We start from the raw sequence: 12,838 nt of genomic DNA on the forward strand, positions 1-12,838 counted from the left end.
TGCGTGTCTCCCATCCCATGCTTCGCTCGCGATCGGCGCGGCGCGCCGATCGCGAACGTCGTCGTCAATGCAGCCGGATCGTCGTATTCACCGGAGCAGCCGTCGTGTCGTCGTCGAACCAGCGTGCGGTGACCGTCTTCGTCTGCGTGTAGAACTGCACGACCTGCTTGCCGTACGGCCCGAGATCGCCGAGCTTCGAGCCGCGCGAACCGGTGAAGCTGAAGTACGGCACCGGCACCGGAATCGGGATGTTGATGCCGACCTGGCCGACGTCGATCTCGCTCTGGAACTTGCGCGCGGCCGCGCCGCTCTGCGTGAAGATGCCCACGCCGTTGCCCATCGGGTTCGCGTTGACGAGCGCGATCGCTTCGTCGAGCGTGTCGACTTCCATCACGACCAGCACCGGCCCGAAAATTTCATGCGTGTAGATCGACATGTCGGTTTTCACGCCCGAGAAGATCGTCGGGCCGACGAAGTTGCCTTCCTCGAAGCCGGCGACCTTCACGCCGCGGCCGTCGAGTTCGAGCGTCGCGCCTTCCTTGATGCCCGCGTCGATCAGCGAGAGAACCCGCGCCTTCGCGCCGCGCGACACGAGCGGCCCGACATCGGTGCCCGCTTCCGAGCCCGCGTTGACCTTCAGCGCCTTCGCCTTCGCGACGATGTCCGGCAGCCAGTCGCGCGCGTTGCCCACCAGCACCGCGACCGAGGTCGCCATGCAGCGCTGGCCGGCCGCACCGAAACCGGCGCCGACCAGCGCGTTGATCGCCTGCTCGCGGTTGGCATCGGGCAGCAGGATCGCGTGGTTCTTCGCGCCCATCATCGACTGCACACGCTTGCCGTGCTGGCTGCCGAGGTTGTACACGTGCGTGCCGACGTTGGTCGAACCGACGAACGAGATCGCCTTCACGAGCGGATGCGTGCAGATCGCATCGACGACTTCCTTGCCGCCGTGCACGACGTTCAGCACGCCCTTCGGCACGCCGGCTTCGACGGCGAGCTCGACGAGCTGCATCGTCGACAGCGGGTCCTGCTCGGACGGCTTCAGCACGAACGTGTTGCCGCACACGATCGCCATCGGGAACATCCACAGCGGAATCATCGCGGGAAAGTTGAACGGCGTGATGCCCGCGCACACGCCGAGCGGCTGGCGCAGCGTGTAGGTGTCGACGCCGCCCGCGACGTTCTCCGCGAATTCGCCGAGCTGCAGCGTGCCGACCGAGCATGCATGCTCGACCACTTCGAGACCGCGGAAGATGTCGCCTTCGGCGTCGGGCAGCGTCTTGCCCTGCTCGGCCGTCAGCGTCTTCGCGATGCGCTGCTGGTTCGCGCGCACGAGATCCTGGAACTTCAGCATGATGCGCATGCGCGCGGCGATCGGCGTGTTCTTCCACGTCGCATACGCGGCGTGCGCGGCCTGCACGGCCGCGTCGACTTCGGCCACCGTCGCGAACGGCACGCGCGCGAGCACGGCCTGCGTCGCCGGATTGACGATGTCGCGCCACTCGCTCGTGGTGGACTCGACGAAAGCGCCGTCGATCAGCAGCTTGACCGTCGGCACGTCTTGCCCCGTGCGGGGCGTCGGATTCGCGTTCATCGATGCACTCTCCTTGCAGTAGGCCGCGCAGCGCCATCGCACCGCGCGGCCGGTTCAATCCGGGGGCGGGCGGCGGCCGCGGAATGCGGCGCGCGCGGCCCGCGGCCGGTCATTTCAGTTCGGCGGCGAAATCTTCTTCCCAGTATTCGCCGGGCATCCGCGCGCTCGCGTCGTCGCCGCGCTCGATCTCGCGGCGGCGCAGCTCGACGCGGCGGATCTTCCCCGAGATGGTCTTCGGCAGCTCCGCGAATTGCAGCCGGCGGATGCGCTTGTACGGGGCGAGCTTCTCGCGCGAGAAGCGGAAGATCTCCAGCGCGAGCGCCGGGCTTTCCTCGTAGCCCTGCCGCAGCGTGATGAACGTCTTCGGCACCGCCAGCCGCACCGGGTCCGGGCTCGGCACGACGGCCGCTTCCGCGATCGCCGGGTGCTCGATCAGCACGCTCTCGAGTTCGAACGGGCTCAGCCGGTAGTCGGACGACTTGAACACGTCGTCCGCGCGGCCGACGTACACGTAGTAGCCGTCGTCGCCGCGCATCGCGATGTCCGACGTGCGGTAATGGCCGTCGCGCATCGCATGCGCGGTTGCGTCGGGGTTGTTCGCGTAGCCGTTCATCAGCCCGACCGGGCGCGTCACGTCGGGGCCGATCGGCAGCGCGATCTCGCCTTCGCCGACGGGCACGCCGTCCGGGTCGAGCAGCGCGATCCGGTAGCCGGGCAGCGGCCGGCCCATCGAGCCCAAGACGACCGGCTGGCCCGGCGAGTTGCCGATCAGGCAGGTCGTCTCGGTCTGGCCGTAGCCGTCGCGAATCGTGATGCCCCACGCCTTCTTCACGCGCTCGATGATCTCGGGATTCAGCGGTTCGCCCGCGCCGACGATCTCGCGCAGCTTCACGTCGAACGACGCGAGCGGCTGCTGCACGAGCATGCGCCACACGGTCGGCGGCGCGCACAGCGTGGTCACCTGGTATTTGACGAGTGCATCGAGCACGACCTTCGGCTCGAAGCGCGCGTAGTTGAATGCGAACACGCACGCCTGCGCATTCCACGGCGCGAAGAAGCAGCTCCACGCGTGCTTCGCCCAGCCCGGCGAGCTGATGTTCCAGTGGATGTCGCCGGGTTGCAGACCGACCCAGTACATCGTCGACAGGTGCCCGACCGGGTAGGTGCGATGCGTATGCTCGACGAGCTTCGGCTTCGACGTCGTGCCCGACGTGAAATACAGCAGCATCGGATCGTTCGCGCGCGTGACGGCGTCCGGCTCGAACGCGGCGCTCGCCGCATAGCCGTCGTTCATCGCGAGCCAGCCCGCGCGCGGCGCGCCGGTGACGATCTTCTGCGCGAGGCCGAGATCGGCCTGTTCGAACTTCGCGGTTTCGTTCTCGTCGACGATCGCGTATTTCGCGCCGCCGATCTGCACGCGATCGCGCACGTCGTCGGCCGACAGCTGCGTGGTCGCCGGCAGCACGATCGCGCCGAGCTTCATCGCGGCGAGCATCGCGTCCCACAGCTCGACACGATTGGGCAGCATCAGCAGGATCCGGTCGCCGCGCACGACGCCGATCCCGCGCAGCCAGTTCGCGATGCGCGACGAGCGCTCGGACATCTGCGCGAACGAATACGGGTCGCCCGTACCGGTTGCCGCGTCGACGATCCATAGCGCGGGCTTGTCGTTGCCGCGCGCCATCGGGTCGAAATAGTCGAGCGCCCAGTTGAACGCGTCGAGCACCGGCCATTCGAAATCGCGGTAAGCGGTTTCGTAGTCGGTGCGATGGCGCAGCAGGAAGTCGCGTGCGTCCAGGAATGCCTGTACCGTCATCGTGTCGTCTCCGTCTCCAGTCTCCAAACCCGGCGGTCAACCGGCGCATGCGCTGCAGCCCATGCCCGGTTCCCTGTCGCGCGGCGCACGGTCACGTCGTTGCGTGCCGCGTTTACCACGCTACCCTCGTGCGCTGCTCGCCCATATCGTTGCTTTCGCAACGAATTCGGCGACTCAAAGCTGTCGCGCGATCACCATCCGTTGCACTTCGCTGGTGCCTTCGTAAATCTGCGTGATGCGTGCGTCGCGATAATGACGCTCGACTTCGTAATCGGCCAGGTAGCCGTAGCCACCGTGAATCTGGATCGCATCCGAACACACGCGCTCGGCCATCTCGGACGCGAACAGCTTTGCCTGCGACGCTTCCGACAGGCACGGCAGCCCGGCCGTGCGCAGCTTCGCCGCGTGATGCACGAGCAGGCGCGCCGCGTTGATCTGCGTGGCCATGTCGGCAAGCTTCTGCTGGATCGCCTGATGCTCGGCGATCGGCTTGCCGAACTGCACGCGCTCGCCCGCGTAGCGGCGCGCCTTGTCGAACGCGGCGCGTGCGATGCCGAGCGCCTGCGCGGCAATGCCGATGCGCCCGCCTTCCAGGTTCGACAGCGCAATCTTCAGCCCTTCGCCGCGATTGCCGAGCAGGTTTTCCTCGGGGATCGCGCAGTTCTCGAGCGTGATCGGGCACGTGTCCGATGCGCGAATGCCCATCTTCTTCTCCGGCTTGCCGACGATGAAGCCCGGCGTGTCGGTCGGCACCAGGAACGCGGATATGCCGCGCTTGCCGGCTTCCGGGTCGGTCATGGCAAAAACGATCGCGACCCCGGCACGCTGGCCGTTGGTCACGAACTGCTTCGCGCCGTTCAGCACCCATTTGCCGTCGCGCAGTTCCGCACGCGTGCGCAGGTTGTTCGCTTCGGAGCCGGCCTGCGGCTCGGTCAGGCAGAACGCGCCGATGATGCGGCCCGCCGCCATCTCGGCGAGCCAGCGATCCTTCTGCGCGGGCGTGCCGAAACCGAGGATCGGCCCGCAGCCGACCGAGTTGTGCACGCTCATCATCGTCGCGCACGCGGCGTCGCCGGCGGCGATCTCCTCCATCGCCAGCGCATACGCGACGTAGTCCGTATAGGCGCCGCCCAGCTCCTGCGGCACGATCATCCCGAGCAGGCCGAGTTCGCCGAGCTGCGCGACGACGGCGTCGGGCAGTTTCGCGTCGTGGTCCCACTGCGCGGCGTTCGGCGCCAGCACTTCGGTGGCAAAGGCGCGCGCGGCGTCGCGAATCATCCGCTGGTCTTCGGTATAAAGCTCGTCCATGGCGCTGCTGTCTCCCGCGGCCGCATGCCGCGACCGACCTTCCGTTTCGATGCAACAAGTGTAGGCAAGCACGCGCGACTGTTCGATGCTCGCGCCGCTCATTTACACTGAGCGTTTTTGCCATACCGGCGGCGTCGATGAAGCAGGAAGACAAGGGAACCGTCGCGATCAGCCTCGTCGCGTACAGCCTCGCGCTCGCCACCCGGCGCGGCGTTGCGGCCGAGCCGCTGCTCGCGCAGGCCGGCATCGCGCCCGCGCTGCTGGCGCAGCCGCGTGCGCGGGTGTCCGCGCAGCAATACGGCGCGTTGTGGAACGCCATCGCGCGCGCGCTCGACGACGAATTTTTCGGGCAGGATCGCCACCCGATGCGCAGCGGCAGCTTCATCGCGATGAGCCAGGCCGCGCTGTCCGCGCAGGACGGCGCGCACGCGATGGCGCGCGCGGTGAACTTCATGCACTGCGTGCTCGACGACCTGCACGCGGAGCTGGACGCCAATCCGCAGCGCGTGCGGCTGCGTTTCGTGCACCGCAACAGCGCCGCGGCGCCCGCGATGTTCACGTACGCGACCTATTTCATCATCGTCTACGGGCTCACCTGCTGGCTGATCGGGCGGCGGATCCCGGTGCTGCACGCGAGCTTCCGCTGCGACACGCCGCCCACCGATCACGAATACCCGTCGATGCTGTGCGACGACATGCGGTTCAACCAGCCCGATTCGTATGTCGATTTCGATCCCGAATTCGCGACGCTGCCGATCGTGCAGAACGCAAAGACGCTGAAGGCGTTCCTGCGCAACGCGCCGGCCAGCTTCATCGTCAAGTACCGCAACCCGAACGCGCTCGCGCAGCGCGTACGCACCGTGCTGCGCGGGATGCCGCCCGCGTCGTGGCCCGGCGCGGGCGGAATGGCTGCGCGGCTGCACGTGGCCGAAGCGACGCTGCGCCGCAAGCTGCACCAGGAGGGCCATGCGTACCAGTCGATCAAGGACACGCTGCGGCGCGATCTCGCGTTCGAGGCGCTGGCCGATCCGTCGCGGACCATCGCCGACGTCGCCGCCGCCACCGGTTTCGCGGAGCCGAGCGCGTTCTATCGCGCGTTTCGCAAGTGGAGCGGGCGCAGCCCGGCCGAGTATCGCGAGGAAGCGCTCGCGCGCGGGAGCGGCAGCGCGGGCTGAACATGCGACCGGCGGCCCCGCCTTCGCGCTTTCCGCCGAAACCGCCTAAGCTTCAAGCATCGGGCCAACGCCCTTTCCGCAAGCCGGACGGCGTGCGGCCGCGCGCCGCCCGGACGCCCCGATGCGCATTCACCGTCATGGGCCGCCGCCCGCTTCCCCCGACGGCCGCCTCCGTCACCCGCTGTCCGCGCGGGTCGCGCGCGCCGCGCTGTTCGCGGCGCTGCTCGTCGTCTGCGCGGCGGTCGCCGCACCGCCTGCCTCGGCCCCCGCTGCTGCGCCCGCCGCCGCGCCGCCCGTCGTCGTGATTCCGGTCAACGGCGCGATCGGGCCGGCCAGCGCCGACTTCATCGTCCGCTCGCTCGAGCGCGCCGCGCGCGAACACGCGCCGCTCGCGATCCTGCAGCTCGATACGCCCGGCGGCCTCGACACGTCGATGCGGCAGATCATCAAGGCGATCCTGGCCTCGCCGGTGCCGGTCGCGGCGTTCGTCGCGCCGGGCGGCGCACGGGCCGCCAGCGCGGGCACCTATATCGTCTACGCGAGCCACGTCGCCGCGATGGCGCCCGGCACCAACCTCGGCGCGGCATCGCCCGTGCAGTTCGGGATCGGCGGCGGCGCGCCGGGTGCGACGCCGCCGACACCCTCCGCGACGCCGGGTACCGCGGGCGCCTCCGGCGCGGCCGCGAAGCCGGCCGAGCTGCCGAACGACACGCAATCCACCGAGATCCGCAAAGCGACGCAGGACGCCGCCGCGTACATCCGCGGCCTCGCGCAGTTGCGCGGCCGCAATGCCGCGTGGGCCGAGCGCGCGGTGCGCGAAGCCGTGAGCCTGTCGGCGAGCGAAGCGCGCGCGCAGCATGTGGTCGACCTGATCGCGCAGGATCCCGCCGATCTCGCGCGCCAGCTCGACGGCCGTGCCGTGACGACCACCGCCGGCACGCTGCACCTTGCGACCGCGCATGCACCGCTCGTCGTGCTCGCACCCGACTGGCGCAGCCGCTTCCTGTCGATCATCGCCGATCCGAACGTCGCGCTGATCCTGCTGACGATCGGCATCTACGGCCTGTTCTTCGAATTCGCGAACCCGGGCTTCGTGCTGCCGGGCGTCGCCGGCACGATCTGTCTGCTGGTCGGGCTGTTCGCGATGCAATTGCTGCCGATCAGCTATGCGGGCCTCGGGCTCGTACTGCTCGGTCTGGGCTGCCTCGTCGCCGAGGCGTTCCTGCCGACCTTCGGCGTGCTCGGCTTCGGCGGGATCGTGTCGTTCACGATCGGCGCGCTGATGCTGATCGACACCGACGTGCCCGGCTACGGGATTCCGTGGCCGGTGATCGCGGGCCTCGCGGTCGGCGGCGGGTTGCTGGTTGCCGGCGTGTCGAGCGTCGCGCTGCGCGCGCGGCGGCGGCCGGTCGTGACCGGCGCCGAGGCCATGCTCGGCAGCATCGGCGAAGTGCTCGACGACGGCCTCCATCCGGATCAGCCGCATGGCGCCGCCGGCCCCGCGCCGTCGGCCGCGGGCTGGGCGCTCGTGCACGGCGAACGCTGGCGCGTCGCGAGCAGCGAACCGCTCGCCGCCGGCTGCCGCGTGCGCGTCACCGGCCGGCACGGGCTGATGCTCACCGTCGCGCCGCTGTACGACGCGCGACCGCAGAACCCACGTCAGGGAGAACCTTCATGATCGGTTACACGTTCGGCTTCAGCAGCGTCCTGATCGTCTTCATCGTCGTGCTCGCCGCGTCGTCGATCCGCATCTTCCGCGAGTACGAGCGCGGCGTCGTGTTCATGCTCGGCCGGTTCTGGAAGGTAAAGGGGCCGGGGCTCGTGCTGATCATCCCGATCGTCCAGCAGGTCGTGCGGATCGACCTGCGCACCGTCGTGTTCGACGTGCCGTCGCAGGACGTGATCACGCGCGACAACGTGTCGGTGAAGGTCAATGCAGTGGTGTATTTCCGCGTCGTCGATCCGGAGAAGGCCGTGATCCAGGTCGCGCGCTACGTCGAGGCGACCAGCCAGCTCGCGCAGACGACGCTGCGCGCGGTGCTCGGCAAGCACGAACTCGACGCGCTGCTCGCCGAGCGCGAGCAGTTGAACGCGGATATCCAGAAGACGCTGGACGCGCAGACCGACGCGTGGGGGATCAAGGTGTCGACGGTCGAGATCAAGCACGTCGACCTGAACGAAACGATGGTGCGCGCGATCGCGCGGCAGGCCGAAGCCGAGCGCGAGCGGCGCGCGAAGGTGATTCATGCGGAAGGCGAGCTGCAGGCGTCGGAGAAGCTGCTGCAGGCCGCGCAGCGGCTCGCGCAGCAGCCGCAGGCGATGCAGTTGCGCTACCTGCAGACGCTGACGACGATCGCGGCGGACAAGAATTCGACGATCGTGTTTCCGCTGCCGGTCGATCTGCTGGGGGCGTTGCTGGATCGGCTGGGGTCGAAACCGGAACGGTGACGGCGGCATCTGCCCGATGTCATCCGTTCGCCAGTCGGGATTTCCGGATCATCGACTCGGGAATCCGGCACGCATGCCAGCCGAAGACATTCCGGCCCGGTACGCCAAGGCAACTGCGGCGTATCGGTCCCCCGACTTGCATGCCCCGCCCCGCTAGAGCCCTCCCTCCATTTCCCCCTTCCATTAGGACAAATCCTCACTTCCCGGCACGCGGAACCGTCTATGATCTTTACATCAATCAATGACACATTAAATGCTGACTGAATAACCCGCGACGGCGACATCGGCGGGCGCGTTCCGGATCAGCGCCCCACCTGGAGACGGAGACGCATCATGGCCGACCACCCGCTGCCGGAAGTCCACCTCGACGAGCTGCCGCAATTCCGCGCGGTTCAGCAGCTTGCCTACCGCTGTGTCGAAACGGTCGGCGCGATGCTCTATCCCGGCATCACCGAGAAGGCAGCCGCGCGCCTGCTGACCGAATGGCTGCAGGACAACGGCGTGCACGACTGGCTGCACAAGCCGTTCGCGTGGTTCGGCGACCGCACCGCGTTCGAAGGCTTCTCCGGCCTGAAACACATGGGGGGCTTCAATCTCGCGTTCTTCCCGAGCAGCCGTCAGCTCGAGACCGACATGCCCGTGATCCTCGACGTCGCGCCCGTGCTCGACGGCGTCGTCGCCGATGTCGGCTATGCGCACTGTCTCGGCCACAACCCGATCCTCGAACAACTGCAGGACGACCTGATGGACCATCGCGACATGATCGTGCGCCTCGTGAAGGAGCGCCGCCCGATGGCCGAGGTCGCGCAGGCGGTCGACGCGCTGTGCCGCCGCCAGGGGGTCGAGCCGCGCCACAAGGCCTATCCGTTCAAGGTGCTCGCGCATCGCGTCGCGAAGATCCACAAGCTGTCGAAGCCGCGCTTCGTCGCGCGCTTCGGGCTGAACGCGACGCGCAACCTGCTGCTCGACCAGGGCCGTGCGGCCAGGCAGCAGGGCTGGTCGCCGCTGTGGTCGATCGACCGCCGCTCCGAACATGCGCCCGTGCCGGGCCTGTGGGCCGTCGAACCGCATCTCGGCTTCTCCGGCGTCGGCGCGAAATTCGAGGAACTGCTGGTGATCACCGACGACGACGCGTACTGGCTCGACGACGACCTGCCGCACGTGCGCCGCTGGCAGCGCCGCCAGGCCGAACGCGCGCAGGCCATCGCGAGCGTGCCGGCCGCCGCCTGACGCCTGCGCGCCCTTCCCCGAACCCTGAACGACGGACTCACGATGCAGCCTCTTTCCGACGAAGCGCCGCTGGCCCTGTTCGAATCGGTCCACAGCGAGATGGCCGTCGCCTCCGGCGACCTGACGCTCGCCGTCAGGACCTGGGGCGACCCGTCCCGCTCGCCGGTCGTGCTCGTGCACGGCTATCCCGACGACAGCAGCGTGTGGCGGCAGGTCGCCCCGCTGCTCGCGCGCAAGCACTACGTGATCGCGTACGACGTGCGCGGCGCGGGCCTGTCCGGCGCGCCGAAACGCACGGCCGACTACCACCTCGCCAAGCTGACCGACGACTTCGTCACGGTGATCGATGCGCTCTGCCCGGGGCGCGCGGTGCACCTGGTCGCGCACGACTGGGGCTCGATCCAGGGCTGGGAATTCGTCACCGATCCGCGGCTCGCCGGCCGCATCGCGTCGTACACGTCGTGCTCGGGGCCGTGTCTCGACCACGTCGGCTTCTGGCTGCGCGAACGCGTGCTGCATCCGACGCCCGCATCGCTGGCCAAGCTCGGCGGCCAGCTCGTGCGCTCGTGGTACGTGTACCTGTTCCACCTGCCGTTCATCCCCGAGCTCGGCTGGCGGCTGTGGCTCGGCCGGGCATGGCCGGGCCTGCTGCGCCGGGTCGAGAAGACGCCGGCCGCCGCGCGCGCGACGCAGGCCGACGACGGCGCGCGCGGCGTGCGCCTGTATCGCGCGAACTTCATCCGCTGCCTCTTCACGCCGCGCGAACGCTACGCGCATGCGCCGGTGCAGACACTCGTGCCGCTCGGCGACAAGTACGTGAGCCCCGCGCTGTCCGAGAACCTGTCGCGCTGGGTGCCGCAGTACTACCGGCGCGAAGTCGCGGCCGGCCACTGGCTGCCGCTCGCCGACCCGGAACGCTTCGCCGGCCTCGCCGAGCAACTGATCGATACGGTCGAATCGGGCAACGAGCCGCCCGCGCTCGCGAATGCACGCCGCCGCGCAACCAGCGGCCGCTTCAGCGGCAAGGTCGCGGTCGTCACGGGTGCGGGCAGCGGCATCGGCCGCTGCGCGGCCCTCGCGTTCGCCCGCGAAGGCGCGACGGTCGTCGCGTGCGACATCGATCTCGCGAGCGCCGAACGCACCGCGCTGCTGCTCGGGCTGACCGGTGCGCAAGCCCACGCGAAACGCGTGGACGTCGGGTCCGCCGACGACATGGAAGCGCTCGCGACGTGGGTCGGCAGCGCACTCGGCGGCGCGGACGTCGTGATCAACAACGCGGGCATCGGCATGGCCGGCGGCATGCTCGATACGAGCGCCGCGCACTGGGAGCGCATCCTGCACGTGAACCTGTGGGGCGTGATTCACGGCTCGCGGCTGTTCGCGCAGCAGATGGCCGCGCGCGGCACCGGCGGGCACATCGTCAATACCGCATCGGCCGCCGCGTTCGGGCCGTCGCGCGACCTGCCCGCCTATGCGACGACGAAAGCCGCCGTGCTGATGCTCAGCGAATGCATGCGGGCCGAGCTCGCGGACAAAGGCATCGGCGTGACGGCCGTGTGCCCGGGTTTCGCGGAAACCGGAATCATGGCGTCGACGCAATACGCGGGCGCCAACGCACAGGACGAGGCACGGCTGCGCAAACGCGCGACGAAGCTGTACCAGATGCGCGGCCTGAAGCCCGAGACCGTCGCGCAGGCGATGGTCGACGGCGTGCTGCGCAACCGGCCGGTGGTCGCGGTGGGCACCGAAGCGCATGCGCTGCGCTTCGTCGGCCGCTTCATGCCGTGGCTTGGACGGATGCTCGCCCGCATCAGCATGGCATCGCATTGACGGCGCAGGCCGCCGCACAGTAACGGAGACACAGATGACCGCTACCGCCGACTATCACAGGATCAAGGCCCGGCACGTGAAGTTCGACTTCAGCGACACGCCGGTCACATGGGTGCCGAACGACCCGGGCAGCACGCACATCATCAACACGCTGAACCTGCTGTTCCCGGAAGGCGAGCTGTGGTTCTGCCGCGTGTACAACAAGGCGCTGCCGCATATCACCGATGCGCGCCTGCGCGACGAAGCCGAAGGGTTCCTGCGCCAGGAAGCCGTGCATTCGCGCTCGCACGGCGGCGTGCTCAAGCACTACTACGACCGGCACGGGATCGACACGAAGCCGTTCACGCAGAAGCTGAACTGGCTGTTCACGCGCGTGCTCGGCGAAGCGCCGTTCGGGCTGAAGATCGGCCACACGCGCTTCTGGCTGCGACAGCAGCTTGCGGTGATCGCATCGCTCGAACATTTCTTCGGCTATCTCGGCAACTGGGTGCTGAATGCGCACGGTCTCGACGAAGGCCGCGCGGATCCGACAATGGTCGACCTGCTGCGCTGGCACGGCGCGGAGGAAGTCGAACACCGGACCGTCGCGTTCGACATCTACAACCACATGGGCGGCACCTACCTGGAGCGCTGCGTGCACATGGCGTTCGTGATCGTGCTGCTGCTCTACTTCATCACGAGCGGCGCGCGGTTCATGTACCGGCGCGATCCCGCCGCCGGCCGCTATCCCGGCTTCGTGCTGTCGTGGTGGAAAGGTTCGCGGCGCGGGCACCTGCCGTCGTTCTGGAAAGTGATCGGCGCGGCGCTGCGCTATTTCAAGCCCGGCTATACGCCGCACCACGAAGGCTCGACCGAGCAGGCGCTCGCGTATCTCGCACGCTCGCCGGCCGCGCAGGCGGCCGCGCACGGCGGCAACTGGGGCACGGCGAAGAACACGGAATCGGCTGCGTAGCGGGTGCCTGATCGGCTGCGTCATCGCCTTCGTGACGGTTCCGGCGGGCGGCGCCCGCCGAAATGCGTACAATCGCGGCTTCATTTCCCGGAGGTGCCGCGATGGCCATGAAGAAAACCGATCTAGAAAAGAACAAGGCGCTCAAGCTGACGCACTCGATGAAGCAGTCGAGCTCCGCGCGCTTCGGCAAGGGTGCCGACGAAGCGGCGAAGCTCGATCGCCGCGCGCAGCGCAAGCTCGACCAGGAACAGGGCCTCGTGCCGTTCGCGTGCAAGCTGAACGCCGAGCTCGTCGAACAACTGAAGGCACACGCCGCCACGCATCCGAACGGGATGACGGGCCTGCTGTCCGAACTGCTCGTCAACGGGCTCGCCCAGCGCGACGCGTGATCGCCGCCTGTCTCGAAAATAGTCGTTGACAACGCCGTACGACATCGACACACTCGTTCGCATGCCTACGTTCAAGCACTTCGCCATCGCGAATCA

General features: G+C 68.5%; 10 protein-coding genes. 7 read left to right on the forward strand and 3 right to left on the reverse strand.

Annotated features, from left to right (window positions below; genetic code table 11):
* Nucleotides 1-64 precede the first annotated feature (64 nt).
* From DCN14_RS11260 to DCN14_RS11275, 3 genes are all read right to left on the reverse strand, one after another.
* Nucleotides 65-1,594: a CoA-acylating methylmalonate-semialdehyde dehydrogenase gene (locus DCN14_RS11260; RefSeq protein ID WP_096501632.1), complete on the reverse strand. Its 1,530-nt coding sequence runs from the start codon at nt 1,592-1,594 to the stop codon at nt 65-67.
* A gap of 109 nt (nt 1,595-1,703) precedes the next feature.
* Nucleotides 1,704-3,410: an AMP-binding protein gene (locus DCN14_RS11265; protein WP_096501634.1), complete on the reverse strand. Its 1,707-nt coding sequence runs from the start codon at nt 3,408-3,410 to the stop codon at nt 1,704-1,706.
* Between the two features lie 174 nt (nt 3,411-3,584).
* Nucleotides 3,585-4,718, reverse strand: coding sequence for an acyl-CoA dehydrogenase family protein (locus DCN14_RS11275; RefSeq protein ID WP_096502021.1), 1,134 nt, complete (start codon nt 4,716-4,718; stop codon nt 3,585-3,587).
* 137 nt (nt 4,719-4,855) lie between these two features.
* Here DCN14_RS11275 and DCN14_RS11280 point away from each other — a divergent pair, with 137 nt between their 5' ends.
* From DCN14_RS11280 to DCN14_RS11310, 7 genes are all read left to right on the forward strand, one after another.
* Nucleotides 4,856-5,893: an AraC family transcriptional regulator gene (locus DCN14_RS11280; protein ID WP_096501636.1), complete on the forward strand. Its 1,038-nt coding sequence runs from the start codon at nt 4,856-4,858 to the stop codon at nt 5,891-5,893.
* A 121-nt stretch (nt 5,894-6,014) separates the two neighbouring features.
* The gene (locus DCN14_RS11285; RefSeq protein WP_096501638.1) at nt 6,015-7,571 is read left to right on the forward strand and encodes a nodulation protein NfeD; all 1,557 of its coding nucleotides are present in this window, start codon (nt 6,015-6,017) and stop codon (nt 7,569-7,571) included.
* On the forward strand, nt 7,568-8,341 hold the full coding sequence (locus DCN14_RS11290) for a slipin family protein (protein ID WP_096501640.1): 774 nt from the start codon (nt 7,568-7,570) through the stop codon (nt 8,339-8,341). Before DCN14_RS11285 ends, DCN14_RS11290 begins: the two co-directional genes overlap by 4 nt.
* A gap of 333 nt (nt 8,342-8,674) precedes the next feature.
* A complete protein-coding gene (locus DCN14_RS11295; RefSeq protein ID WP_096501642.1) occupies nt 8,675-9,571 on the forward strand; it encodes a M24 family metallopeptidase in 897 nt (298 codons plus the stop codon).
* A 42-nt stretch (nt 9,572-9,613) separates the two neighbouring features.
* Nucleotides 9,614-11,401, forward strand: coding sequence for an SDR family oxidoreductase (locus DCN14_RS11300; protein ID WP_096501644.1), 1,788 nt, complete (start codon nt 9,614-9,616; stop codon nt 11,399-11,401).
* Between the two features lie 34 nt (nt 11,402-11,435).
* A complete protein-coding gene (locus DCN14_RS11305; protein WP_096501646.1) occupies nt 11,436-12,353 on the forward strand; it encodes a metal-dependent hydrolase in 918 nt (305 codons plus the stop codon).
* A gap of 101 nt (nt 12,354-12,454) precedes the next feature.
* Nucleotides 12,455-12,742 (forward strand): hypothetical protein, encoded by a 288-nt coding sequence (locus DCN14_RS11310; RefSeq protein ID WP_096501648.1) that lies wholly within the window; start codon nt 12,455-12,457, stop codon nt 12,740-12,742.
* Nucleotides 12,743-12,838 lie beyond the last annotated feature (96 nt).

Source organism: Burkholderia sp. IDO3 (assembly GCF_003366075.1).
Taxonomy (GTDB): Bacteria; Pseudomonadota; Gammaproteobacteria; order Burkholderiales; family Burkholderiaceae; genus Burkholderia; species Burkholderia anthina.